16 protein-coding genes are annotated in these 24,960 nt (G+C 57.6%); 10 read left to right on the top strand and 6 right to left on the bottom strand.

Annotated elements, in window-relative coordinates:
- Nucleotides 1–211: 211 nt before the first annotated feature.
- Entirely contained in the window at nt 212–547 is a 336-nt protein-coding gene (locus QTN24_RS04745) for a helix-turn-helix domain-containing protein (protein WP_020206031.1), read from the bottom strand.
- A 155-nt stretch (nt 548–702) separates the two neighbouring features.
- On the opposite strand from QTN24_RS04745, the gene QTN24_RS04740 reads away from it, so the two are divergent.
- The 5 genes from QTN24_RS04740 to QTN24_RS04725 all read left to right on the top strand — a co-directional run bounded on the left by QTN24_RS04740 (nt 703) and on the right by QTN24_RS04725 (nt 5,505).
- On the top strand, nt 703–1,449 hold the full coding sequence (locus tag QTN24_RS04740; protein WP_313835515.1) for a multiubiquitin domain-containing protein: 747 nt from the start codon (nt 703–705) through the stop codon (nt 1,447–1,449).
- Nucleotides 1,446–2,852 carry a ThiF family adenylyltransferase gene (locus QTN24_RS04735; protein ID WP_313835514.1) on the top strand — a complete coding sequence of 469 codons (1,407 nt, stop codon included), beginning with the start codon at nt 1,446–1,448 and terminating at the stop codon, nt 2,850–2,852. The genes QTN24_RS04740 and QTN24_RS04735 overlap by 4 nt, the downstream gene beginning before the upstream one ends.
- 2 nt (nt 2,853–2,854) lie before the next feature.
- The gene (locus QTN24_RS24885; protein WP_409558981.1) at nt 2,855–3,208 is read left to right on the top strand and encodes a DUF6527 family protein; all 354 of its coding nucleotides are present in this window, start codon (nt 2,855–2,857) and stop codon (nt 3,206–3,208) included.
- 479 nt (nt 3,209–3,687) lie between these two features.
- The gene (locus QTN24_RS04730) at nt 3,688–4,431 is read left to right on the top strand and encodes a hypothetical protein (RefSeq protein ID WP_313835513.1); all 744 of its coding nucleotides are present in this window, start codon (nt 3,688–3,690) and stop codon (nt 4,429–4,431) included.
- Nucleotides 4,432–4,704: 273 nt separating this feature from the next.
- A complete protein-coding gene (locus tag QTN24_RS04725) occupies nt 4,705–5,505 on the top strand; it encodes an NYN domain-containing protein (RefSeq protein ID WP_313835512.1) in 801 nt (266 codons plus the stop codon).
- A 97-nt stretch (nt 5,506–5,602) separates the two neighbouring features.
- Here QTN24_RS04725 and QTN24_RS04720 read toward each other — a convergent pair whose 3' ends face one another.
- A complete protein-coding gene (locus QTN24_RS04720) occupies nt 5,603–6,805 on the bottom strand; it encodes a hypothetical protein (RefSeq protein ID WP_313835511.1) in 1,203 nt (400 codons plus the stop codon).
- A 252-nt stretch (nt 6,806–7,057) separates the two neighbouring features.
- On the opposite strand from QTN24_RS04720, the gene QTN24_RS04715 reads away from it, so the two are divergent.
- The 5 genes from QTN24_RS04715 (at nt 7,058) to QTN24_RS04695 (ending at nt 16,159) form a co-directional block, all read left to right on the top strand.
- Nucleotides 7,058–8,899 (top strand): class I SAM-dependent DNA methyltransferase, encoded by a 1,842-nt coding sequence (locus tag QTN24_RS04715; protein WP_313835509.1) that lies wholly within the window; start codon nt 7,058–7,060, stop codon nt 8,897–8,899.
- Entirely contained in the window at nt 8,896–10,242 is a 1,347-nt protein-coding gene (locus QTN24_RS04710; RefSeq protein ID WP_313835507.1) for a hypothetical protein, read from the top strand. Before QTN24_RS04715 ends, QTN24_RS04710 begins: the two co-directional genes overlap by 4 nt.
- Nucleotides 10,239–11,171, top strand: coding sequence for a DUF5655 domain-containing protein (locus QTN24_RS04705; RefSeq protein ID WP_313835506.1), 933 nt, complete (start codon nt 10,239–10,241; stop codon nt 11,169–11,171). The genes QTN24_RS04710 and QTN24_RS04705 overlap by 4 nt, the downstream gene beginning before the upstream one ends.
- A 56-nt stretch (nt 11,172–11,227) precedes the next feature.
- Nucleotides 11,228–14,344: a type I restriction endonuclease subunit R gene (locus QTN24_RS04700; RefSeq protein ID WP_313835505.1), complete on the top strand. Its 3,117-nt coding sequence runs from the start codon at nt 11,228–11,230 to the stop codon at nt 14,342–14,344.
- 465 nt (nt 14,345–14,809) lie between these two features.
- Nucleotides 14,810–16,159, top strand: a complete 1,350-nt coding sequence (locus tag QTN24_RS04695) for a PD-(D/E)XK nuclease family protein (protein WP_313835503.1) — start codon at nt 14,810–14,812, stop codon at nt 16,157–16,159.
- Nucleotides 16,160–16,611: 452 nt separating this feature from the next.
- Here the strand turns inward: QTN24_RS04695 and QTN24_RS04690 are convergent, their stop codons facing one another.
- The 4 genes from QTN24_RS04690 to zorA are packed head-to-tail and all read right to left on the bottom strand — an operon-like array spanning nt 16,612 to nt 24,911.
- Complete coding sequence (locus QTN24_RS04690; protein WP_313835501.1) at nt 16,612–20,478, bottom strand: SNF2-related protein; 3,867 nt, start codon at nt 20,476–20,478, stop codon at nt 16,612–16,614.
- Nucleotides 20,478–22,208, bottom strand: a complete 1,731-nt coding sequence (locus QTN24_RS04685; protein WP_313835499.1) for an EH signature domain-containing protein — start codon at nt 22,206–22,208, stop codon at nt 20,478–20,480. The genes QTN24_RS04690 and QTN24_RS04685 overlap by 1 nt, the downstream gene beginning before the upstream one ends.
- Nucleotides 22,202–22,906: a flagellar motor protein MotB gene (locus tag QTN24_RS04680; RefSeq protein WP_313835498.1), complete on the bottom strand. Its 705-nt coding sequence runs from the start codon at nt 22,904–22,906 to the stop codon at nt 22,202–22,204. The genes QTN24_RS04685 and QTN24_RS04680 overlap by 7 nt, the downstream gene beginning before the upstream one ends.
- 1 nt (nt 22,907) lies before the next feature.
- Nucleotides 22,908–24,911 (bottom strand): anti-phage ZorAB system protein ZorA, encoded by a 2,004-nt coding sequence (zorA, locus tag QTN24_RS04675; RefSeq protein WP_313835497.1) that lies wholly within the window; start codon nt 24,909–24,911, stop codon nt 22,908–22,910.
- Between the last annotated feature and the right edge of the window lie 49 nt (nt 24,912–24,960).

The raw sequence follows: 24,960 nt of genomic DNA, 5'->3' as shown, positions 1-24,960 counted from the left end.
CCAGCAACTCGGCGTACCGTCATTGCGCAAAAGCACCTCCCTGGTCTCACGTGGCAGACCAGGAACATCTTCTGGTGTCCAAACACGAATTCCCAAATGCGCTGCCAGTTGCCGGGCATCTAGGGACGCGGTCGAGGGCAGTCCGAGCTCATTGCGAGTTGCGGCTGAATACCGCTCGCACCATGCTTTATATCCACGCTGCACAGTACGCTCAGACCTCTTCCTTCATGAGCGCTTCCTGAGCGAGAAGAATCATGTCGCTCAAGGCCTTGGCACTTTCTGGACGTATTGCCGTTTCTTTCTTGAAATGCACTTGAGCCCTGGCAGCCAAAGACGGCGCCGGGGCTAGTCCGAGGAATGTCGCGGGGTCTTCACCGAGCCATGCACAAATTCTTCCGAAGGTCTCAAGGTCGGGAACCTTCTTATTCTCAACGCGGGATAGGGTCGCCGGACTAATGCCGACTTCCTTGGCGGCTTCACGGATGCCGCGCCCGTCTCTGCGTTGGAGGATGTGCTGGGCAAGCACCTCAATCTTCACATGTTCCATCTCTTCCCTGTCTTACATGTGAGACACAAACCGTTTGACATATGAAACGGGTCATGCCAGACTGTCTCACATGTAAGACGAAGTCTGGCATCCAACCGGCCAAACGTCAACATCGCCTTCTGGCGCCCGTCAATTCGACACCACGGAGTTTTGAGATGTCTGCCTACGAGCAAAGCGGCAAAGAAATCACCAACGTCGAGGCGGCGAGCCACGACGGCGACGAAATCATCGATGTGGAACTGTTCGTCCGCGAGAAGAAACCGATTCCTCCCGGCAAGAAGTACCAGATTCGCATCGACAAGGAACGCTACGTCGTCAACCCTCCGCACATGACCGGTGAGCAGATTCTCAGCCTGGCGGGCAAGACCAGCGCGGGCTATCTGCTGTCCGAAAAAGTCCGTGGGCAGATGCTGCCGGTCGCGCCCAACGAGACTGTGGACTTCACCGCCCGTGGCGTGGAACGCTTCGCGACGGTTCCGAAAGAAGTCCAGGAAGGCGAAGGCCCGGTCCGCGTGGACTTCACGATGCTGGAAGAAGACATCGAGTACTTGAACAGCAAGGGCTACACGTGGGAGGCTGTCGCCCAGGCTGACGTAAAGCGCGTCGTGCTGCGCGGATTCGAACCGCCCCAAGGTTTCACGCCCGCCAAGGTCGATGCATTCGTGATTCTCCCGCATGGCTATCCGGACGCCCAGATTGACATGGTCTACTTCCACCCGCCGCTGGCGCGGGTCGACGGCGTGGGTATCCGGTCGTTGATAACGAACGATTTTGAGGGTAAGACCTGGCAAGGCTGGTCCCGGCATCGCACCGCAAACAGCACGTGGCGCCAAGGCATCGACAACCTAGCCACCCACATGATGCTGGTTGACGATTTCCTAAAGGCGGAACTGTCGAAATGACGAGGAGCAAGCGCCTTTCGGTCCTGGCGATGTCGGGTAAGCATCGGGAGCAGTTGCGCCACCACCTCTTTCCTGGCGATGGGAAAGAGGCCGTCGCCATTGGTCTGTGCGGCAGCTCAGTCGGAACGCATCGCAATCAGCTCCTAGTTCACGAAATTGTCCCGGTGCCCTACGAAGCATGCCGGCTGCGTGAACCGGATACCGTCGCGTGGTCCGTCGATGTTGTGCTTCCGGCTTTAAGCCGCGCGTTGAAGTCGAAGCTGACGGTGGTCAAGTTTCACAGCCACCCCAATGGCTACCCAGAATTCTCGCGGTATGACGACGAATCTGACCGCGCGTTCTTCTCGGCGGTCGACAATGTGCTGGATAACAGCGAGAGACGTGCGAGCGTCGTCATGCTTCCCGATGGTAGCTACTTCGGACGCGATGTCATCGATGGCAATCTCGGCGCACCTATCGACCTGTTTCGTATTGCGGGCGACGACTTTGACTTCGTGCGCCGTAGCGATAGCGGGCTCTTAAGCAAAAATGTTCCGGCACATGCTTTGCGCCTTATCCAGACCTTTGGCGAAGGTACCTATCGCAACCTGAAACAATTACGCATCGGCGTTATCGGTGCTTCCGGCACCGGGAGCATCGTCTTGGAGCAGCTTGCTCGCAACTGTGTGGGCGACCTAGTAATCATTGACCCAGACCATATCGAGCGCAAGAACCTGAATCGCATTCTGAATGCTCGCGCGTTCGACGCGGACAAAGGACGGCTGAAGGTCGACCGTGCCCAAGAGGCCATCGCAGACATGGGCCTCGGCACGACGGTGCACGCCCTTCCACGCGATATTAGCGACAGAGAGGCCATTCTCGCGCTAGCCGAGTGCGATGTTCTTTTCGGGTGTGTTGATTCGGTGGACGGTCGACACATCCTCAACAAAATCGCCTCGCACTTCCTGATTCCGCTTATCGATATGGGGGTTCGCATCGACGCCGACGGGAAAGGCAACGTCGACCAGGTCACCGGCGCAATCCACGCTGTGCTACCTGGCGGCTCGAGCCTGATGAGCCGCGGCGTCTATTCTCAGGCCGACCTGGATGCGGCGTTCATGAAGAAGCACGAGCCGGAAAGATACCGGGAAATGGAGAAAGCCGGATACGTGAAGGGCGTGGCCGTCGACCGCCCTGCCGTAATCTCGCTCAACATGCTGGTGGCAGCTTACGCAGTCAACGAACTGCTCGCACGTCTGACGCCGTTTCGCGTGGACCCAAACTCAGAATTCGCGCAGTGGCGCATTAGCCTGTCCGACCCTCTCGTAAGCAGCAACCAAGATGACGGCGAGGTTTGCCCGGCATTTGCCAAACGGGTCGGATTTGGGGCAATAGAACCATTGCTGGGATTGGTGGACCTGTAAAAATGCTACGACTGCTTTCACGTCTCTGGACACAAGGTCTGGCCTGCCTTGACGCCGTCCGAGGCCGATACACGGTCATCATCGTTGACGACTTGCCCGATGAACTCAAGCCTCGGAAGCTGTACGCGGTCGGTGAAGATGGTCACTACTGGCTTGCGGCCCTCATGTGCCCATGCGGCTGCGGAGACATCATCCAGCTCCCAATGATGGCCGGCCAACGGCCGCGTTGGAGTCTCGCCGGGAACGGGACTCGCCTTCCAAGCCTCTCCCCATCCGTAGACCGCACCGTGGGATGCCGGTCTCACTTCTGGATGAGACATGGCAAGATTTGCTGGTGTGGACCCACGAACTCGTAAGGCCGCTCGGAGCGCGCATCAGAGAAAACGCGCACTCCGTTCTGGAATCCGCGTGTGGTCAAGCGAATATCTGCCGCTCATCCAGTTGGACCAAGCAAGGGTGCGCGGAGGCGCTGGGCGGGCATAGAAATGCCTTCGCTTCATACGCTCCCGTCGCGCGAAGGAGAACTATGAGGGGTCCCCACAGGGGATTGGCTCACCGACGCGGCATGGGATTGAGGAATAGTAGCGTGGATACCTTCTCACACCGCCCAGCGCCAAATGAGGGCGATTGGCGTCAATCCAGCCCTATACCGCTAGCAATGTCAGCTGGATTCCGGGACTCCGATTGCCGAGAATTCGTTGCCGCTATCCAGCCACACGCTCACGTAGGTTGTGTGCGATACAAAGAATGATGTATCCCATCGTGATGTCCTGCTCATGCTGCCGGGCAATGCATCTCTTGTAAATCAAAGCGGCAGCCACAAGGAAGAATAAGCATGGATATTGTTGAGTACAAGGTGGGCAATTCGCTCGAGCTCGCAAACAGGATGTGGTTTCAGCGTGCGAGGTGGGTGCTTAAGGCGATTTTCACGAGCGGAGTCGGACTGAAATTTGCATACATCAACGGACTGGCATACAACCAAGCCTTCATCAATGAGTTTGGTCTGAAAGCTTTCCTATTCTCTTTTGCCGACAGCGAGCTCTACGTGGGTGCATACATGGCTGCCGTGTACGGACTATCCGGCTGGGTTGAGTTTGTGTTGGGAAGCTTTCTTCCGCTCCTCACCATCTGCGGAACAGTCAGTCTCGTCTGGTTTGCCCCACACATTTTGCGACAGCTCGAAGTGCTTGTACGATGGTCTGGCCTGCATAAGCCACCAACAAAGCGACGTATTTGGCTTGAGAAGGTTGCTCATTTCGTGAGTGCCAATACCATTGCCATTATGTTCTTCATTTACCTACCAGTCATTTTGCTGGTTGCCCTCATGTCAGTGTCAGGCCTGGGCCACTACGCTGGTACGCGGGCGGCAGCAGCAAAAAAGGCCGTCTACGAACGAGGGTGTGAAGCCGCCGCGGAAAAGAAGGAGTTTTGCTACGTGTTGATGGACAAAGGTAGTGAGGTCGCTCGTGGCTTCCCAATTGTTCGCGGCGAAAAGACCATCGCTCTTTGGTGGAAGGGCAAAGTAAGAATCGAAGAGACGGACGGCCGTTCCTTGCAGACGCTAACCGAAGACCGTTAGGTCGTGCACCGGCTCGTTATGTGCTCCTCGACAGCCGCCCTAGAGACCGTCGCGCAACGTTATTCTCACGCTGGTTGAACGAAGAATGCGTAAGCCGAACGACGCCGAGTATTCAAAATCTGGAGAGCTCTATGGCGGACCGCACCATGTTCGCCTTCATCTCGCAGCGCAGCCAAGGGGATGTAGGCTCGGGTTGCACAACTCCGGAACACTTTGTGGTCAGTCGCCCAAATGCATTATGCTTGAGCTTTCGTAGACTCTTCGAATCATGTGATGGTATCCCCCAGAATCGTCGCAAAAATCGAAACCGAGGAACCGACCTCACGCCTGGCCGTCCTCATAGATGCCGACAATGCCCAAGCGGCCGTTATTGAGGGGATTCTTGCTGAAATCGCGCGATTTGGCGAAGCGTCCGTGAAGCGCATCTATGGTGACTTCACCTCCCCAAATAGTTCGTCCTGGAAGAAGGTGCTCCAGAAGTACGCCATCAAACCGGTGCAGCAGTTCGCCTACACCACCGGAAAGAATGCCACAGATAGCACCCTCATCATCGATGCAATGGACTTGCTATACACCCGACGGTTCGATGGTTTTTGCTTGGTGACCAGCGACAGCGATTTTACAGGTCTGGCAACGCGCATACGGGAAGAGGGGCTCATGGTATTGGGCTTCGGGGAACAGAAAACTCCTGATGCTTTTCGCAACGCGTGTCACAAGTTCATACTCACCGAGGTGCTTCGACCCTCCCAAGTAGAACCCGAAGGAGTCACCGCGTCGAAGCAGGAAGCTGTCCCAGCTACTGCGCCTCGGTCGACCACTGCTGCTCCGCAGACTTCCGCCTACCCAAGGGAATTCATGCTCTCTGCCCTCGAACAATCGTCCGACGAGAGTGGCTGGGCACATTTGGGAACCTTCGGCAGCTACCTGACAAAATTACAGCCAGATTTCGACTCCCGGGTCTACGGTTTCAAAAAGCTGTCGGATTTGGTCAAGGCAAGGGGTGACATTTTCGTCACGGAAGAGCGCGCTGTACCTGGCCAGTCCCAAAAACAGCTCTACCTAAAGCCGAGATAGCCATCCGCATTCAGCACAGTGCGAGCCGTATCCGCATACGGGGGAAGGGCCGGCAGGCATTGTGGCGCTCGCCAGCAGGTTCGTGGGAGGTCCTTTACTAGCGCTCCTCCGGTGCCTTCCACAAGCGAAAGCGCTCTAGTGCATCGACGCTGCCAACTAGCTCCTGAGCTCGTCTTAGGCGTTCACGCATCTTGTTCTGTTCTTCGGTGCCCAAGTCTTTCAATCTAAGTTCGGCATCGGAGAAGAATTCCGCCAATCGCCTCGCCTGAGCCCAGCCGTCAGTGATTTGAAGGAGCTCTTCCGTACTGTCCTTCAATGCCTTCGCCGTTCGCTTTTCCGCTTCCTCTCTGCGCCATTGCTCACGTTGAGCCTCCCAGCGCTGATGTTCAAGCTTTGCCAGCCGCTCGCCCTCCGCAGCTAACCTAGCGACCTCGGGAGACGACTGCCTCAGCTCCTTCACGATGACTGGAATGAGAGCAGTAATGTCACGGCTCGGCTTCTCCCGCCACTGCCTACTCCACTCCGCACGCCAATATGGAGAGTAGGCCTGCAAGCAAAGACGGCCGGTTGGCAAATCTTGTTTGCTGGTCCATCCATGGTCAGAAACGTACCGACCCCGCTTCGGAGGAACGTACTCACTGAGTCGCACATATTCACCGTTGACGTACTTCACCTCTACCTCTTCTGACATCTCAAAAATCGTGAGTCCGATGGCGACTGTACCGACGTAGACAACCGTGCAGCGGCCAGGTGACCATCTGTCACTGTAGCTTTTATCCTTCCGAGCTACTTCGCGCGCATCGAAATCACTTCGCGTGAGATGCTCGCCATGGGGCGCGAGGACAACACGATGGCCATCCTCTTCCAAGGCTAGGAACAACTCATTTGCGAACGAGAGAGCCTTATCAAGGCCTGTCTTGGTGGCGAGTATGTCAACAAGCAACTTCTTTCTTGGCTTGAGATACCCAACGCCGTAGGTGGCCCGGCCCTCTTCAAAAAGTGCCTTGGCCCCGATAACTAGGGCGTGCTCAGTGTTTGTCCGCTTGATGCGCTGGGTCCGCCGGTTTGGCCGGTCTGAGGGTGGCTGTGGAAGTAGGCGCCTAGTTCCCCACTGAGCGTCGCCCCGAGCCCACACGAGCTCATCGCCAGGACGAGCGTCGGGAAGACTCGGCTTCGGGTGCGCCTTTCCAACGGCCAACTTCGCCCAATATCCACGCTCAGGACGGGGGACATTGAGGAATGTACATACCCTGGCCATATAGCTGGACGAGACCTCGAACCGGGCGGCCACTTTCAGCATCGGTTCAGACCAGACAAGTTCGTAGAGCGATTCGCGACTGACAACGCCGGAAGGCGACTCGGCGCTTCCGCCCTGGGACTGATTGCCACTGGAGGTGTCTCTTTTGTGCATACGTCAAATTCGCAACGAGCTTTCCATCCGGGTCTTTGGCCCTCCCCCAAACCGATTGCCCCCCCCGCAAGGTAAAATCCACAGCGCATCCGCGCCCCATAAATCGGCTGCGAGACCCCGAGGCCCAACGTCCTAGAATAAATGAACCACCAAGCACTATCCTCATTCATCTGGTCCGTTGCTGACCTACTGCGTGGCGACTACAAACAATCGGAGTATGGTCGCGTCATCCTACCGTTTACGGTGCTTCGACGGTTGGACTGCGTACTGGAATCGACCAAAGCGGCAGTGCTCGCGGAATTCGAGGCCAAGACCAAGGCCGGGCTCAACGCAGAGCCATTCCTGTTACGTAAGGTCGGAGACGCCAAGTTCTACAACACCTCACCGCTCGACCTGGTCAAGCTCCTTGGCGACCAGGACCACATCCGGCAGAACCTGTACGCCTACATCCAAGGCTTTTCACCGGCGGCGCGCGACATCTTTGAGCGGTTCGATTTCCACAGCCAGATTGAGCGCCTCGCCAAGGCCAACTTGCTTTATCTGGTGACGGAAAAATTCTCCAATATCGACCTCCATCCGTCTACCGTGGACAACGCCCAAATGGGGTTGGTCTTCGAGGAGCTGATTCGCAAATTCGCCGAAATCTCGAACGAAACCGCCGGGGAGCACTTCACCCCGCGCGAAGTCATCCGGCTCATGGTCAACCTGCTGTTCATCGAGGACGACGATGTGCTCACGCCTGGCAATGCCGTGGTGCGTACCATTTACGACCCCACGGCAGGCACCGGCGGCATGTTGTCGGTGGCGGGCGAATACCTGCTGGAGCACAACCCGGCAGCCCGCCTGACCATGTTTGGCCAGGAACTCAACGACGAGTCCTATGCCATCTGCAAGGCGGACATGCTCATCAAGGGCCAGGACGTCGCCAACATCGTCGCGGGCAACACGCTATCGGACGATGGCCACGGTGGCCGCAAGTTCGACTACATGCTCTCCAATCCCCCGTTTGGTGTCGAGTGGAAGAAGGTTGAGAAAGCGGTGCGCCAAGAGCATGAGCAGAAAGGTTTCGACGGGCGCTTTGGGCCCGGCCTGCCGCGCGTGTCCGATGGCTCAATGCTATTCCTGATGCACCTGCTTTCAAAGATGCGTCCCGCGCAAGAGGGTGGTAGCCGCTTCGGCATTGTGCTGAACGGCTCCCCGTTGTTCACGGGTGGCGCCGGCAGCGGGGAGAGCGAAATCCGCCGCTACGTGCTGGAGAACGACCTGGTAGAAGCCATTGTCGGTCTGCCGACCGATATGTTCTACAACACCGGCATTTCTACCTATGTGTGGATTTTGTCAAACAAGAAGCCCGATGACCGTAAGGGCTACGTTCAACTCATCGATGCCTCGAGTTTTTGGCAGAAGATGCGGAAGAGCCTGGGCAGCAAGAGGAAGGAGCTTAGCGACGACCATATCGCTATGGTGACCCGGCTGTTTGGCGATTTTCTCGAGGCGGAGCTGGCGACAGTGCTGGACGCCGAGGGTAAGGAAGTCGGCCGCTACGTGGTACCGGCCACAGCAGACGCGCCCGAATCGCCCGCTGGAGGCCAAGTCAAGCTGACTCCTATCTCTCGCATCTTCAAGAACGAGGAGTTCGGCTACACGACGATTACGGTGGAGCGCCCACTACGCGATGCGCGGGGTCAAATAGTGCTCGGTGTCAAAGGCAAGCAAAAGGGCAAGCCACAGGCAGACAGTGCACTACGCGATACCGAGAACGTGCCACTCACAGAAGATGTCGTCGACTACTTCAAGCGCGAGGTACTGCCTCACGCCCCGGATGCATGGATAGACGAAGACAAGAGCAAGGTCGGCTATGAAATCCCGTTTAATCGGCATTTCTATGTGTTCGAGCCGCCGCGCGATTTGCACACGATTGACGAAGAACTGAAGGCGGTATCAGCCAACATCATGAAGATGCTCGAGGAGTTGGCGGAATGAGCTTGCCGAAATATCCGGAATATAAGGGCAGCGGAGTCCAATGGATGGGAAACATCCCAACTCATTGGTCCGTTTCGCAGAGCCGTCGGATGTTCAGGGTCAGAAGCGAGGCTGCATGGCCGGATGACCAGATGCTCACCGCATCTCAAAAGTATGGTGTTCTACCTCAAGCTGAGTTCATGCTTCGGGAGGGTCGGCGAGTCGTTGAGGTCATTCAGGGTATAGAGAGTTTGAAGCATGTCGAGCCCGACGACTTCATCATCAGCATGCGCAGCTTTCAGGGCGGCATCGAATGGTGCCGTCTCCGGGGCTCAACGAGCTTCCATTACGTGATGCTCACGCCGGTGAAATGGGTCTGGCCGCCATTCTTTGCTCACCTGCTCAAGTCGGCGCCATATATCCAGGCACTGCGCCGGACAACCGACCTGATTCGTGACGGGCAAGAACTACGCTTTTCGAACTTTGCGCAGGTGCCACTCCCTGTGGTGCCCATCGGGGAACAAAGGGAAATCGCCGCCTTCCTCGACCGTGAGACCGGCAAGATTGACGCGCTGATTGCCGAGCAAGAAAAGCTCCTCACCCTGCTGGCAGAAAAGCGCCATGCGACCATTTCGCACGCCGTCACGCGTGGCCTCAATCCGAACGCACGGATGAAGGATTCGGGCGTGGCGCGGCTGGGCGAGGTGCCGGGGCATTGGATTGTATGCACGCTGCGTAGGACCTTGCTTCGAATTGAGCAAGGCTGGAGCCCCGAATGCATAAACCGACCTTTGGAAGGTATGGAATGGGGGGTACTGAAAACGGGCTGTGTGAATGGCGGCGTTTTCAATCCAATTGAGAACAAGGCATTGCCCGAGGCGCTCGAACCCCTTGCGGCCCTTGAGGTTCACGATGGTGATTTGCTAATGTCTCGGGCAAGCGGCTCGCCGAAGCTGGTCGGCTCCGTAGCCTACATTTCGAACCCACCGCCACGGCTAATGCTTTCCGATAAGATTTTCAGACTGCATCTAAAGTCTTGGGTGTTGCCGCGCTTCTTGTCGATAGCGCTCAACTCTGTTGGCTTGCGCCAACAAATCGAGGCTTCAATCAGTGGCGCCGAGGGACTGGCAAACAATTTGCCGCAGTCCAGCCTCAAGGACTTCTGGATTGCCATTCCTCCTGAACAAGAGCAGGAAGAAATCGCCGGTTTCGTTGATGCAGAGACAGCGAAACTCGATGCGCTTAAAGCCGAGGCCGAGCGCACCATCGAATTGCTCAAAGAGCGTCGCAGCGCCCTGATAGCTGCCGCCACCACCGGCAAAGTCGACGTGCGAAATGCGGTGCCGCAGGAGTTAGCCGCATGAGTGACATCCAGCTTTTCCGTCTGTCCAATGGCACTGCGAGCGAGCTGCCCGGCCGTGCTGCAACGCTCGAGCGGCAGTTACAGAGCCTCATCGAAGCGCAGATGCCGGCCTTCCTTGGTGTGCGGTTCCTCGCCAGCGAATATGCTACCGGCAAGACGCACAGGGGGCGCATCGATTCGCTGGGCCTGGACGAGAACGACTGTCCTGTCATCATCGAGTACAAGCGCCACAGCAACGAGAACGTCATCAATCAAGGCCTGTTTTACCTAGACTGGCTTCTGGACCATCAGGCGGAGTTCCGCTGGCTTGTGATGGAAATGCTCGGCAAGGAGGTAGCTGAGCGAATCGAGTGGGCCGGTACGCGTCTGTTGTGCATCGCCGCCGATTTCACCCGCTACGACCAGCACGCCGTGCAGCAAATTCCGCGCAATATCGAGCTGATTCGCTACAAGCTGTTTGGCGACGACCTGCTGTTGCTAGAGTTGGTGAACGCCCAGAGTGTTCCGGACGCGATGGCGGTCAAGCCGGCCGCTACTGAAGTTCCCGTCGAATCCGACAAGCCGAAGCTGGCTGGTAAAGACAAGTCCCTGGAAGAGCAGCTTGCACTTGCCTCGACCGACATTCGCGAACTGTACACACAAACGACGAGCTATCTGACCGCTCTGGGTGACGACGTACAGGAAAAGCGCCTGAAGCTCTACACTGCCTTCCGTCGCCTGAAGAACTTTGCCTGTGTCATTGCCTATCCGAATCGCCTGCTCGTCACGCTCAAGCTCGACCCGGCGTCGGTCACGCTTGAAGATGGCTTCAGCCGCGATATAAGCCACGTCGGCCACTGGGGCACCGGCGACGTCGAATTGACGCTGTGCACTCTGATGGACTTGGTGCGGGCCAAACCGCTGATAGAACGCAGTTACGCCGAAGGCTAGGTTGCACCTCTGGCCTGCCCCATGAAACAAGAATATCGAATACGTACGGGTCAACCATGAGCAATCTGCACCAGGAACACCACTTCGAAGCGGAAATCTGCCAGTCCTTAGCAGCCAACGGATGGCTCTATGCCGAGGGCGATGCAGCACACTATGACCGCGCCAGCGCGCTTTACCTGCCTGACTTGGTGGCGTGGATTGAGGCTAGCCAGCCCGATACTTGGCAACGCCTTACCAAAACTCATGGCCCTGCTCTCAAGGAGCGTCTGGCTGACCGAGTACGCAAGAACCTGAACGAGCGGGGTACGCTTGATGTGTTGCGCCGTGGTGTAGAAATGCTAGGACTGAAGGAGCCGCTGTCGCTGGTGCAGTTCAAGCCCGCACTGGCCATCAACCCAGTCATCCGGCATCATTACGCCGCCAACCGCCTGCGCGTGGTGCGTCAGGTGCGACATTCGCCAAACCATCCGCATGACGCACTGGACTTGGTCCTTTTCGTCAATGGCATCCCGGTGGCCACTGCCGAGCTGAAGTCGGACTTCACGCAAAGCGTACACGATGCAGCGGACCAGTATCGGTTTGACCGTCACCCCCAGCCAAAGGGCGGGCAGGCGGAGCCGCTGCTGAGCTTTCCCGGTGGGGCACTCGTGCACTTCGCGGTTAGCCAAACCGAAGTAATGATGACCACCCGGCTGGCCGGCCCGGGTACGCACTTCCTGCCATTCAACCGAGGCAACCAGGGCGCAGCAGGCAATACGCCGAACCCGGACGGCTTCGCCACCGCCTACCTGTGGGAAGAGGTGTGGGCGCGCGAGAGCTGGCTCGACATCTTGCACCGCTATCTGATTGGTAAGCGCGACGAGAAGAAGCAGCCGAAGACCGTCATCTTCCCGCGCTATCACCAACTCGATGCGACACGCAAGCTAGTGGCAGATGTGCTGGCACACGGTCTTAGCCAGCGTTACCTGATTCAACATTCGGCGGGCTCGGGCAAGACCAATTCGATTGCCTGGACCGCCCACTTCCTCGCCGACCTACACAACGCCGAACACCAAAAGATGTTCGACAGCGTGCTCGTGGTATCCGACCGCACAGTGCTCGACGCGCAGCTGCAGGAAGCGATATTCGACTTCGAGCGTACGACCGGTGTGGTGGCCACCATCGCTAACGAGCACGGGAGCAAGAGCGCGCAACTGGGCCAGGCGCTCAAGGACGGCAAGAAGATTATTGTCTGCACCATCCAGACATTTCCGTTCGCCTTGCAGGCCGTGCAGGAACTGGCGTCGACCGAGGGCAAACGTTTCGCGGTCATCGCCGACGAAGCCCACAGTTCACAAACAGGCGAGGCTGCCGCCAAGCTCAAGCAGTTGCTCTCTGCAGAGGAATGGGCTGAGCTGCAGGATGGCGGCGAAGTCGACACCGAAGCACTGCTGGCTGCCCAAATGGAAGCCCGCACCGGCACCAAGGGGCTGACCTACGTGGCCTTCACCGCTACCCCCAAGCAGAAGACACTGGAGCTCTTTGGCCGCCCCGGTCTGGACGGGATGCCGCAACCCTTCCACGTATACTCGATGCGCCAGGCCATCGAGGAGGGCTTCATTCTCGATGTCCTGAAAAACTACACGACCTACAAGCTCGCATTCAAGCTGGCCCATGATGGACAGGAATACGACGAGAAGGAGGTCGAGCGCAGTGCCGCGATGAAGGGAATCATGCAGTGGGTCCGGCTGCACCCGTACAACATCACGCAGAAGGTGCAAATCGTCGTCGAGCACTACCGAGAGAACGTTCAGCCTCTGCTGGAGGGCAAGGCCAAAGCAATGGTCGTGGTAGGCAGCCGTAAGGAAGCAGTGCGTTGGCAGAAGGCGATTCGCGCCTATATCCAGAAACAGAACTATCCACTGGGCGTCTTGGTAGCGTTCTCCGGCGAAATTGACGACCCTGAGAGCTACCCAGCGCCCGTCACCGAGTCCAGCAAAGACCTGAATCCTGGCCTCAAGGGGCGCGACATCCGTGACGCATTCGCCGAGCCCGAGTATCACCTGCTCCTCGTTGCCAACAAGTTCCAGACCGGCTTTGACCAGCCTTTGCTGTGCGGTATGTACGTCGACAAGATGCTCGGGGGCATCCAGGCAGTGCAGACTTTGTCTCGGCTAAACCGCGCACATCCTGGCAAGGACACTACCTACATCCTCGACTTCGTTAACGAGCCCGGCGACATCTTGAAGGCGTTCAAGACTTACTATGAGACCGCCGAATTGGAGGCCGCAACCGACCCGCATCATGTCTACGACCTGCGCGCCAAGCTTGATGCCGCTGGTTACTACGATGACTTTGAGGTCGACCGTGTGGCGAAGGTTGATTTGGACCCGAAAGGCACGCAGGCGCAGTTGAGCACTGCCATAGCGCCAGTGGCCGACCGTCTGCTCAAGCGTTACAGGGCAGCGCAGGAGGACAAGGCAGCCGCCGAAGCCAAGCAGGAGGACAAGGCCGCGCAGGCCGCTAAGGACACACTCGATGCGCTGGTCCTGTTCAAGAACGATATGGGCGCGTTTGTGCGCTTGTATGCCTTCCTATCGCAGATTTTCGATTACGGAAACACGGATATTGAGAAGCGCTTCCTGTTTTACAAGCGACTCATCCCGCTGCTGGAGTTCGGCCGAGAACGCGATACCGTCGACCTTTCCAAGGTCGTGTTAACCCACCATAGCCTAAGGAATACAGGCCGCCAGCCGTTGAGCCTGAATCAAGGCGAAGCTCCCAAGCTACCCCCGATGGACGCCGTCGGCAGTGGAGCGGTTCAGGACAAGCAGCGGGCCTTGCTCGACGAAATCATTCAGAAGGTCAACGGGCTGTTCGAAGGTGACCTCACCAATGACGACCAACTTGTGTATGTCAACGGCGTACTCAAGGGCAAGCTGCTTGAAAACGAGACGCTTGTTCAGCAGGCCATGAGTAATAGCAAAGAGCAGTTCGCCAACTCACCGGACCTCAAGGACGCGCTATTGCACGCCATCATGGATGCGCTCGACGCTCACAATACGATGAGCACACAGGCTCTCGGCTCGGAGAGGGTGCGGGAAGGGCTCAAAGAGATTCTGCTTGGGCCCGCGCAGCTATATGAGGCACTAAGAGCAACGTCGGCAAACCACCACGGGGCAGCACGAATATAGGATGCTCGGCGGCGTACGCGCTGTCGGCAGCCGTGCACCCGAGGAGTCAAGGGAGCGGTTACCTCCCTAATATGGCGCCCCGGAGACCGGCAAGACCAGGTCAGGACGCAGCCGCATCTGGGGTGCCTCGGCGAATGACCTCACCGCCTTTGCATTGCAGAAGAAGAGTAAGGAGCGGAGCTCTCTTCTTACCTGACCAGACTGCAATATCTCCAGATGGCATGGACGAGCCGGCCGAGCAACAGATGAAACGCACTCTCGAAGTCGGTCTCCGCAATCTGACGCCAGGCATCTACACGCTTGGATGAAACCATAGATAGGGTTCCGCTCGCCACCGGGACTGGCAGCCCCCCTTGAAGCGCGAGCAAGCGGATGATTCCGCCCCCCCTTTGGGGGCATGAATGGCGCGGCCGCTCCGCGGGGCTGGATTTTGCAGCATAATCCTCGACTATTTGCGGGCAAGAAATGGCCACAAGAAGAACTCGAAGCCACGGGACCGAGCCTGCCTACGACGTAGGGCTCTTTCAGAAGTTCATCAGCGACCCGGACCTCGGGCAGGCTATTGAGGCCCTAAAGCGCGCAAATGACATCTTCGACATTATCGAGCCGCAGGAGACGCAGCATTCACAGATTCTCCAGTGGCTACTCAATCCGCGCGAAGGGCATGGTCAGGGCGATGCAATTTTCAAGGATTTTCTGACCGCAGCATGGGCCAATTGCGAAGTCGAAGACGGACCGAACGCGGAATTCTTTGCATACTGGACGCCAGCGCGCATCAGCCTGACAGGGTTTCATTCCATACTGCTACTGCGCGAGTACCGCATTTCGACAGAGAACCACCTGGACTTCTTCATTGTCGACCCGGTCAATCAGTTCGTCATCGTTGTCGAAAACAAGTACAAAGCGCGGCATGGCAACCAGCAGTTGAACCGCTATCGTCGTTCCGTCCAGCAACTCGTCGAACGCCATCCGAGCTTCAGGAACTATCACGTCGGGCTTATCGCTCTCGATAAGGGGCGCTCTCGTCAGTTGCAGCTGCGCGAGCTGCTCAAGCACTGGGTGTACCTCGACTATACCTGGCTGGAGGCCGGAGCAAGCCGCGCTGAAGCGCAGCTTCGGCGGGGTAACCAGTCTGCGAGTCTGCTCATCTCCTATTGTCAGCGGCAGGCGGACTACGAGCCGCAGACCGAGAAGGAGGTCGACACTATCCTCGCCCGTCTGACGCGCGAGTATCGCCCATTGCTCAAGCCACTTGCCGACGCGCGCGCGACCCGCTTGGGCAAGGCCCAAAGTCTTACCTTGGGTGAGCCGGAAAGCGACATTTGGCTGTTTGCGCAGCATCATCCCGAGCTGGTTAGCCGACTTACGCGATTGAAGAATCTGTCGTTCGTGAAGGCGGACTTCGAGGCAGCCATTCCTGGCGCGGAGTTCGACGCCGAGATGAGCGACAACTGGATTCAAATCTTCGAACGCAGCTGGCTCCAGTATACGGAGCCCGATGACGACGATATGCTCTGGTGGCCGTTCTACCTGCGCGTGCGCCTGCTGCCACCGGAGTATTGGACCGAAGCCGAACATGAGGAGAGCCTCGAGAACCTGTACCTGGTCAGCGTTGTTTACCGTGAACTGCACCTTCGAAAGGACAAGGCTGCGCGCATCCATGCCGCGATGGTCAATGCATTCCCAGAGCTTGCTGGCGGGCGACAAAAGGCGAACGTGCGCCGGGTAATGAAGGAAGAAGTCAGGGAAAGCAACCTGATTCCTGAACTGCAGCGCAGGTATCGCCTTCTCTCTAATGCGATTCAAGGCGTCTAGGCGAACGCAAGGATATGTGGTGCACCTGGCCGAGTACGAAATGCCTGAACAGCTTACAGCCTCGGTAGGACCTCAAACTTCCATCCATGGTAGCTGTAAAGAAACTGGCCACCACCTTCCCGGTCTGTCAGTTTCGCTCTCACTCGGAATCGAGTGCCGGGTGGGTAGTCGCGGGACAATCGTTTCGAACACTCCACGAGCAGTTCGGTCGAGTACTTTCCGCCCGGCGCTGGGCGAATGTGTACCGGGCCATGTCGCCCGCTTGTGCTAGCCGGGCAGTAACTCTCGACGATGACGTCTTCGTATGGGTTGTCCTGCGCCATTTGCTCTTCTCCGAAGAAGAATGAGTACACGGCCTACGACAGCGAGCTCTGATGGCTCGGCCGCCCTCTGCCAGAATGTAGAGACTTGAACGTCGCCTACGGACTTAGCGCCCCTGAGACCGCGTAAGACTAGACCACTTCAGCCGAAAACTGAGTGAGGTCCTGCAAGACTTCATCAAACTCATGATTGGAAACCGGGTGAGCACCTATAAGCTCTTCGAGACGCGACCTAGTCACAAGGGAGACTTGGTTCGCCTCAGCCTGAGTCACCGCCGCACGGGTAAAGGCTTGGTTTGTCACTGCGACCCTACGGAACTTGGTGCCCCTGAAGCGCGCCTGATAGCGAGCAGCGCCAGCAGTTACCTCCTTGATGGCGTCCCATCCAACCTCGGCCGATTTCGAGCTCTTGCACTGGAGCAGCTCCCCCTCTTGGCCCTTCAGAGCAACCACGTCGATGCCTCCATCCCCACCCCTCTTGGGCGTCACGGTGGCCTGGAATCCTTGCTTGTTCCACAACAGACAGCAGAAGGCCTCAAACGCCTCGCCATCCATGCGGTCGACATCATCCATCGTGAGATACCTCTTCGGGATGGCCTCCCCGGCGCCACCCTCCTCGACTAGCTCCTTGAAGCTTGCATCGTTACCGGCACCATTTAGCATAGCCCTCAGCCCTCCGTCATCGAGGGTGGCTCCCGCCAGACCTGCTTTGCGCTTGAGAAGCTCGTCCAATCTGACCTCAAAGGTGTTGAAGTCGTCGGCAACTACGGTCGGGCAATACACGAAGACATCCCGTTCCTGCCCAATGCGAAACGCCCGGTCGGTCGCCTGAGCCTCCTTGGAAGGGTTCCAGGCACGGGTGAAGTGGAAAACGTGATTTGCTGCGGTAACGTTCAATCCAGCGCCGGCGGCGAGGGTAGATAGGATGATGACGTCGAACCCTGGCTTTGACGAAAACTTGTCTATGTATCCCTGACGGCCCTGAGAATCGCCGTTGATGATGTACGGGCGGATACCGAAAGTCTCTTTGAGGAAGTAGTACAGCGCTGCCTGAGCCTCGCGAAGCTCCGTGAACACAATGGCCTTTTCACCTGCCGCTTGGACCTCAGCGAGATGCTCAAGAAGCCAATCCAATTTCGGCGAGTTGGCAAGATGCGCTTCGCGTCCAGACCTGTCGACGAGGAACTTCGTGCCCGGCAGACAGTAAGGCTCGGCGCAAACCGCCTTCATGAGATGTAACGCACCGAACGACAACTGCGCACGCTTTCGCCCATTTGACTCCTTGGCGGCGTCCTGAAGTTTCTTCAAGCCACCTTTATAGAGGATGCGCTGGTGCTCTGTAAGAGCAATTTCCAGACGTTCTTCAGTGTCCAGTGCAGGCTTAAACTCCAGCTTGGTCTGCGCGGCCTTCTTCATCGCGAAGTACTTCAACGGCAGGTCAGCCGCAATGTCAGCCTTCGTGCGACGCAATGTCTGAGGTGCGATGGCAGTCTGGAGACGCCTGAGTGCGTCCTTCTGTTCCTCGGTCTCACATTCAATCGGGCGCCGATAGGTTTTGCCAAAGTCCTCCAGAGCACCCAATAAGCCCGGCTGGACTAAGTCAAATAGACACCAAAGGTCGGCCAGCGAATTTTCCACCGGTGTACCCGTACACGCGATGCGGAAATCGGCCTTCAGCTTTTTTGCTGCGAGCGTGACCAACGTCCCTGGGGTCTTGATGCGCTGCGCCTCATCGCAAATGAGAAACGCAAAAGGTTGCTTGGCCAACGAGAACTCGTATGAGGTCAGTACCTCATACGTGGTGATGATGACCTTCGCCGTTCCGACCCAGCTCGGCTTCAGCAGGTCTTCAATGCCCTTGTCCCGGAGCTGGCTGTCGATGAGGCTAGGCGGTTGCTTGCGTTCCTTAAGTTCATCGCCGTAAAGAACCAAGACTTCCGGGAAGGAGTCATTGAAAAATTTCTTGGATTCGTTGACCCAATTTTCGAGAAGGCTTTTGGGCGCAAAGATAACCGAGGGAGCAGCATTGGGATTTCCCTCGTAGTACCAAGCGAGCACCGACAGCAGTTGAAGTGTCTTCCCCAACCCCATGTCGTCCGCCAACAATGCTCCACGGCACTCGGTGGGGGCCTTCGAAACCAGGTGCTGAAACCAAGCCACACCATAGTGCTGGTGCTTCTTGAGCTCAATGCCAGGTCGCAGACACTTGGGCAACTGAGCTTGCCAGTCGTCTGGCAGTGCCAGCGATGTCCTGCGCTCCTCAAAATAGTCAACGTCATGGAAATTGGTCTTGACCAAGAGCGTTTGACGGGTCTTTTTCTCCTTCTTCGCCTGAGAGGTATGTTCTTCTTCAACTCTCTCCTGGGCTTCGACCATACTCTTGAAAATATCAGCGAGCGTCCGCGCTTGTGCGGTGGCAATCGGAGTCGGCAGGCTGGAATTTTTGACGTCTGGAAGCCCCTTTTCCTCGGCCACCTGCACCTGCTTGTCGAAGTCCCGCACCCACTCCTTCGTGAGAGGCACCAGCACCTGGCCTTCGTGCCCTTGCAGGGTCACCTTGACCATCGGCGTCAGGTCCGATGGCAGCCAACCGCTATCCCCCTCTTCCTTCTTCTCCTTCTGGAAAACGGGAACGTAGATGGGCTTAGCTGCACCAATCCCCTCGACACGTCCACTATAGCCGTCTAGCTCATAGACGTCGTCGAAGCTGATTCGCTCGGCTGGCTGCGTACGCCAGAGGTGGGCCAACTGAAGTCCCTGCTCAAGCTGCACGGTAGATTCTGCATCGAGGGTCAGGTCGTACTCGTCCCAAGGAAACCGTTCCCGGTCCTGCTCCAGTGCGTCCTTGAGCGCCAAGAGGAACGCATCCAGTTCGTCAACCGTCTTCCACGCTTTGCAATCAGTTCGAGCTGAACCGTCCCCAAAGTGCTCCGTGACGACCAGTTCGACCGCATTTATCCGGCCATGCGCGGTCCTAGCGACAATGTTGAATACTGCCGCCACCGCGCCGGCCTCCGCACGGTCTGCCTCGAACTCATCTGTCTTTAGTACTTCGTGTGCTGCGTCACCAAGGAATGCGAACGGATTGTGGACAAACTTCTCGGCCTTGGCCCCGGCTACGCGGCGGTTAGGCATCTCACGTTTGATAACGTTGAGCACCTTCCGAACTGGCTCGCTGATAACGACTCGTATGCGCCCGGAGCCCCGCGTGAGGTCGTAATGGGGTTGAACCGAGCTGAACCCGTCGAAGGCAGTCAGCCAACCGTCGGGAGCTCCCTCAAAAGTTGGAGAAACGGTCAGTACCCGCCCGAATGGTGTGTCGTGCTTTGAAAGAGGGAGCCGCAGCGTGTCGGGTGTCAGAACAAGGGTCGTCTCGAGGTAGGAGCTCGCATAGAGGGCTCCGGCCCGGTCAGCAATTCGGCGAATTCGGCCCCAGGCTAGCTCTTGGGCGTGTTGCGTCCTCTCGCTATCATCTCGGCGGCGGAATGCGGACACCTCTGCTGCCGTAGCCCATGCATCGGCCGAGAGCATCTGAGGCTCGCCGCCCACTGACGCCACCGCGCCCTCCAAGCGCTCCAGGTGAACTTGCTTGGCACCGTCGGTCCACCCTGTCACCATGAGCTCGAAGTCTTGACCGGACAACGTCCCTGAGCTGTCAAGTACGGGACGCAATGGGCCCTGCGGAGGAAGGCCTAGTAGCTTGAGTGCGCCGACGTGTTCCGCTGAACCCTGCAAGTCATAGAGGTCACCCCATGGAATGAGCGCGCCCTTACGGTCTAATCGACAACGGTCTTCTGCTGCAAGCTGGGCCAGATATGCTCCCAAGACGGAGTCATCCGGACCGGCTTCATGTATGGCATCGAGTATGCCGTCGGCCGTAGACTCGGCCAATTCCCGTGCGAACTCAATACGCACCCCCTCCTGTGTCCAGGAGGTCATCAGACTCGGCTTATCGGCCTTTGCTGCGGCCGCCCGCTTAAAGAAGTCGAACAGCCCCATCAGCTCTCCGGAAAATACCAAGCCTGCCTGCTGTTGGCCCACTTGAAGCCCAGCGCCTTTAGCTCCGAGCCGAGTGGCGCCCTCTGTTGTGGGTCCTCGACCCAAAGCCTGCCGCCGCTTGCGTTGCTCCGCCTGTCATCTATCGATGCACCACGGAACCGAGTTACCAGTGCCCGCAGCGCTGCCATATCTGGGCCTGCGAATTTGGCGGTCGCCCGTCCCGATGCTTTTCCGGAACTCGTAGTACGATTTCCTGCCGTTGAAGTGGTAGCAGCCCCAGCTGTCGCGACTTTTTGCGCCTCAGAGCGGTCAGGCCGAATTCCCAACTGACGAAGTTCGACCCCAGCTCGTTCACCCCAGCCTTCTCGATGCACGATTCGAAGAGCGCAACCAACTTCTTGGCGGTAGCCGGCGGCTAGGTCAGCCGTACCTCCCTCGTAGTGGCGGTCATATGGCTCGAACGGAAGCTGGTCGGCCTCGTAGACGTAGCAGGCATTTGGTTTCTTGCTGAATTCGATAATGAGATAGGATCCAATCTGCATCATAAAGGCATCCACCTCAGGTTTGCTCGTTAGCTGCGCGTATGCTCCCTCCTCTCGAGCAATCAGGTCCCGAATCCCGGCGTTGCTACGCTTGAGCGCCATTGTGTCGGCGCCAAACACCAACCTCGTCCAGGTAATTTGCTTGAGATACTTGGACCAGAAAGCAAGTCGACCTTCGTCAGCGTTGTTTCGGGCAGCCAATATGTCGAAGAAATCCTTCAGATTTCTCTCGTTTACCCAGCTGAGCACCATGTGCCATACCGGGTCGGGCACCCTGTTCCAGGCGGTGGCTATCCCTGCGGCCTTCAGCTTTGGATTCTTCCACACCGTTGGCTGACACACGAAATCCCGCAGTCGTTCATATTGCGGAGCGCCCTTGCAGGCATGGTATCGAATGAGGATGGCTTCCAAAGCCTCGTCGCGGAAGCCGGGCTTCCCTTGGATTAGCTTGAGTAGTTGGGGAATAAGCCTTCTGAAATCTGCATCGCTCTCTTCTGTTGCGCGTCGCACCACTCCCAGAACTAAAGCGTGCCAAAACCAGCTCGACGGCGGGATACCCAAGTCTTCAGCGAGCCGGTCGGTTGGCCCAGTCTCGCCTCGAAGATATGCATGGGAATATTTGTCGACGGGCCTCGCTGAAAGTACCTCTGATTCATTACGAAGGACGTTGACCCAATCCGGGACCAGGCTCTTTCCAGCCTGTATGTCAATCAGCGGCCAAGTCCTCTCCAGGAATGACCGAAGGGCCTCCCAGCCGGACCGAGTCGCATCATCTTTCGCAAGATTCGGGTCGAAATTGAAGTACGAGTACAGCAGTCCGTGCCACGTAAGCCGCCAAAGGTCTCCTCGCTTAACTTCGGATTCGTACAAGCCCAGAAGCGCCTGGAACCGCTTGGCCCCGACCACCATCGCGCCATCCTGCTCGCGGATAGGCTCGCCAATGGCAGAGGCCACCAGGTCTCGTTGCCATGAGTCCAACTCCTTCCCTCTAAGAAAGCTCAGCGCAGCAGCGTACGCATCTTCCTTCCTGGGCTTCGCCCCTGCAAAGCCTTGGAAGATGCGTTCTGCTTCTCGGGTTGGCTTCTCAACGAGTTCTGGTTTGCCAAACTCACCGGAATGCAGCCCCATCGACGCCATGGCGGCGACGAGGTCCCGATTGAGTTGTTGCAGTGCGGCAGCCGCTAGCACTTTCCGAACTCCTTGCCTTTGAGCACTTCGCTAGCTTCTGGCTGCCTTTCGTCCAACCCCCAAAAATCCACCTTGAATTCAACGCGTCGGCTCTCTGCCTTGTCTTTCTTAATGGAGTTAAACGAATAGCCTCCAACCAGGAACAGTTCCTGCACCTTTCTAAGTTGCTCCGAACTCAATGCGTCACCAGAGGAAGCACTCTGGAACAGAGCACAGACCACGCTACGACTTCGGTCCAGGCTTAACTGCAGGTTATAGAGGTATGACCCATCCTCGTCCGTAAAGCCTTCAACCACGACGCTTCGCATCCAGCGCTTGCCCTCGGGCGTGTCTCTTGCCTTCAGTAGGACAGGGATGTAGCTGCGCAAGAACTGACCGGCGGGAATGCCGATGGTGTAACTGCCGCTATCAAAGCGAACCTCCTTGCCTAGGTCGATACGGTAGTTCTGCTGGTCAACGCCCACGCCACGGCTCTTTGGGTCGTTGGCAATCATCGCCATGACTTTATTGATAGCCGCGGCTCGCTCGATGGTCGCACGTGTCGCTGCATCAATGCTCTGCGTTACTGCAACTAGCGTCACAGCCATCACCACGAGGAAAAGCACCATCAGCGCGGACATCAGGTCCGAGAAGGAAATCCAGAATGGACTCTCCCCTTCATGTTTGCTTCCTCGCTTGAGGAGGATACGAGCGAACATGTCAGGCCCTCTTCATGCGCTGCACGGCATTCGCAAGTTCCTGCACGACCCCATTAAGATGCCCAGTGCCCTGTGCGAGATGGCGGTCGGTCTCAGCTATCGTGGACTTCACTTGGCTGACCAGGGAATTGCCAAAGTCGGAGAATGCCTTTACCAACGCGGCGTTGACTTGGTCCAAGTGCAAGCGAGCCTCTTGCTCCGACTTCCGCATCGCTTCGGCGCTCGCCTTGATGCTGGAAACCAGTTCCTGGGACACGCCAGCCTCTCTCTTGACCGTCTCGATGAGCCCCATAAGGGCAGCCACTTGAGTGTCAACGGTCTTCCTGGTCGAATCGTACTGCTCGAAGCCGCGCTGCACTGCGGTGGATGCCGCCTGCAACGAAGCAGCAGCCGAAGACAGCGTGTCCGCGACCTTCGTCGAACGCTCGAATACGGCCGACACCGCGCCGCCGGCAGTCTCAAAGCGTTGAGCCGCGGAGCCCATGGTCAACGCCCCTTGATTCATGCCATCGATTGCCCGTAGCGATACGACTCCAAGTGCGTCGAGGTTTTGTTGAGTCTTCGCGACCTGCTCCGAAACCGTGCCCAGAAGAGTCTCCACCTGTGTCGTCAGGCCGCCGACCAGCTGATTGGTCTGGTTAGCGAGCCGGTCATTCCTTCCGACCTCCTCTGCCGCTGCGGCCTTGCGCGTACCCTCTAGGCTCTCCATGGCAACAGCCACTTCGCCGAGAACCTTCATCACAGCCTCGTCCATGGCCTGTTTGGACTTGTTCTGTTCCTCAGTCACTAGCCGTCGGAAGTCCTGAACAAACTCACGCATCTGGTCCGTGAGGAGTTGCTGATTGTCCGCAGCCTTTTTCATAGCGTCCTCAAGCGTGCCACTCATCTGATTTGCAGCCTGCTCATTGGTCTGCTTGATGTCGGCAAGGAGTTCCTGGAGCGACGACTGAACAGCCGACATCGAATCCATAGACCGCTGCATCTGTTCGTTGATGCCGCGCATTTGCCCTCCGAAGGTATCTTCCAGCTTGGCCATGAAGCCAGTGAGCAGGGTCTCAAGCATCGAGTTGACCTGCTCGCCATTGCCGCGGGCCGTGACCTCCATAGCCTCACCGACGCGCCGCATCGGCTCCGCAATGGCCGAGGAGACGGCCTCGCCAATGTGCTTACCGAGCGCCAAGGTCGACGCTTCCTGGGCAGCAATCTGGCGGTCGACGAGGTTCGTCATCATCTTGTGGAGGTCCTCCACAAGTGCATCCTTCAGTTGCGCGGTGCTAGTAGCGCTTTGCTCGGATGACCTAACGAGTCGCGCCAGGTACTCCTCGCCCGCACCAGTCGAGTAAAGGCTATCGATTGTCTGATTGAGGTGTTCAACCAACCGATAAAGGTATGCCAACACGAGACGACTGATGAAGACCACCAGCATCGCGCAAGCAATAGCCGTCCCCGAAGCGACAAAGGCATGCTGAACACCAAGCAGCAATGGGCCAAGGCCGTTTACCGCATCCTCGATGGGGGTCGGCTTGAACTGTTGAAGACCATCCAAAAGTCCTGCGAAGGTGCCAATGATGCCCAGGCCAGTCAGCACACCGGGAAGATGCCGAGTGAAGTCGTCAAACAGACGTCCATCGACCAGCACTTCTCGAGTAAACATCGACTCGGCGGCCACGGTCGCGCGGACTTCCGTGAGCGCGGCGTCACCTGAGCCTGCCACGCGCAACTCATGCAGCGTGTCGGAATACTCAGCCCAGAGGTGTTTGAGTGGCTCCCATCGAAACGCTCGGCCAACTTCGGCGGGATTAGGAGAGCCGTGGTCCTTGCGGAGCGCGCGAATCGCCCGCAGCGTTGACCAAATCTGCCAGCAGACTTGACTACCCTTGTATGCGTAGCCAATCAGGAATGCTACCGTCAGCAGCGCGACGACGAGGAACACATACAGCGGGACACCGTGCAGGCTGGCAAGTGATGGATGAATTGCCGCCAGTAACTTTGTTATTGCGTTCATGCCCTCTTTTTCCCCGTGGAGACAGCCTTTCTCTGGCTACCAACCTCAT

Origin of the sequence: Cupriavidus sp. SZY C1 (assembly GCF_032190535.1) — a bacterium.
Classification (GTDB): domain Bacteria; phylum Pseudomonadota; class Gammaproteobacteria; order Burkholderiales; family Burkholderiaceae; genus Cupriavidus; species Cupriavidus pauculus_C.
Note: the sequence above shows the minus strand (reverse complement) of the source record. Positions and strands in the feature narration are given on the sequence as shown.

What these genes read in the sequence shown, in the direction of transcription:
- QTN24_RS04745 (WP_020206031.1), bottom strand. Translation starts at nt 547, where the DNA reads ATGGAACATGTGAAGATTGAGGTGCTTGCCCAGCACATCCTCCAACGC.
- QTN24_RS04740 (WP_313835515.1), top strand. Translation starts at nt 703, where the DNA reads ATGTCTGCCTACGAGCAAAGCGGCAAAGAAATCACCAACGTCGAGGCG.
- QTN24_RS04735 (WP_313835514.1), top strand. Translation starts at nt 1,446, where the DNA reads ATGACGAGGAGCAAGCGCCTTTCGGTCCTGGCGATGTCGGGTAAGCAT.
- QTN24_RS24885 (WP_409558981.1), top strand. Translation starts at nt 2,855, where the DNA reads ATGCTACGACTGCTTTCACGTCTCTGGACACAAGGTCTGGCCTGCCTT.
- QTN24_RS04730 (WP_313835513.1), top strand. Translation starts at nt 3,688, where the DNA reads ATGGATATTGTTGAGTACAAGGTGGGCAATTCGCTCGAGCTCGCAAAC.
- QTN24_RS04725 (WP_313835512.1), top strand. Translation starts at nt 4,705, where the DNA reads ATGGTATCCCCCAGAATCGTCGCAAAAATCGAAACCGAGGAACCGACC.
- QTN24_RS04720 (WP_313835511.1), bottom strand. Translation starts at nt 6,805, where the DNA reads ATGCTGAAAGTGGCCGCCCGGTTCGAGGTCTCGTCCAGCTATATGGCC.
- QTN24_RS04715 (WP_313835509.1), top strand. Translation starts at nt 7,058, where the DNA reads ATGAACCACCAAGCACTATCCTCATTCATCTGGTCCGTTGCTGACCTA.
- QTN24_RS04710 (WP_313835507.1), top strand. Translation starts at nt 8,896, where the DNA reads ATGAGCTTGCCGAAATATCCGGAATATAAGGGCAGCGGAGTCCAATGG.
- QTN24_RS04705 (WP_313835506.1), top strand. Translation starts at nt 10,239, where the DNA reads ATGAGTGACATCCAGCTTTTCCGTCTGTCCAATGGCACTGCGAGCGAG.
- QTN24_RS04700 (WP_313835505.1), top strand. Translation starts at nt 11,228, where the DNA reads ATGAGCAATCTGCACCAGGAACACCACTTCGAAGCGGAAATCTGCCAG.
- QTN24_RS04695 (WP_313835503.1), top strand. Translation starts at nt 14,810, where the DNA reads ATGGCCACAAGAAGAACTCGAAGCCACGGGACCGAGCCTGCCTACGAC.
- QTN24_RS04690 (WP_313835501.1), bottom strand. Translation starts at nt 20,478, where the DNA reads ATGGGGCTGTTCGACTTCTTTAAGCGGGCGGCCGCAGCAAAGGCCGAT.
- QTN24_RS04680 (WP_313835498.1), bottom strand. Translation starts at nt 22,906, where the DNA reads ATGTTCGCTCGTATCCTCCTCAAGCGAGGAAGCAAACATGAAGGGGAG.
- zorA (WP_313835497.1), bottom strand. Translation starts at nt 24,911, where the DNA reads ATGAACGCAATAACAAAGTTACTGGCGGCAATTCATCCATCACTTGCC.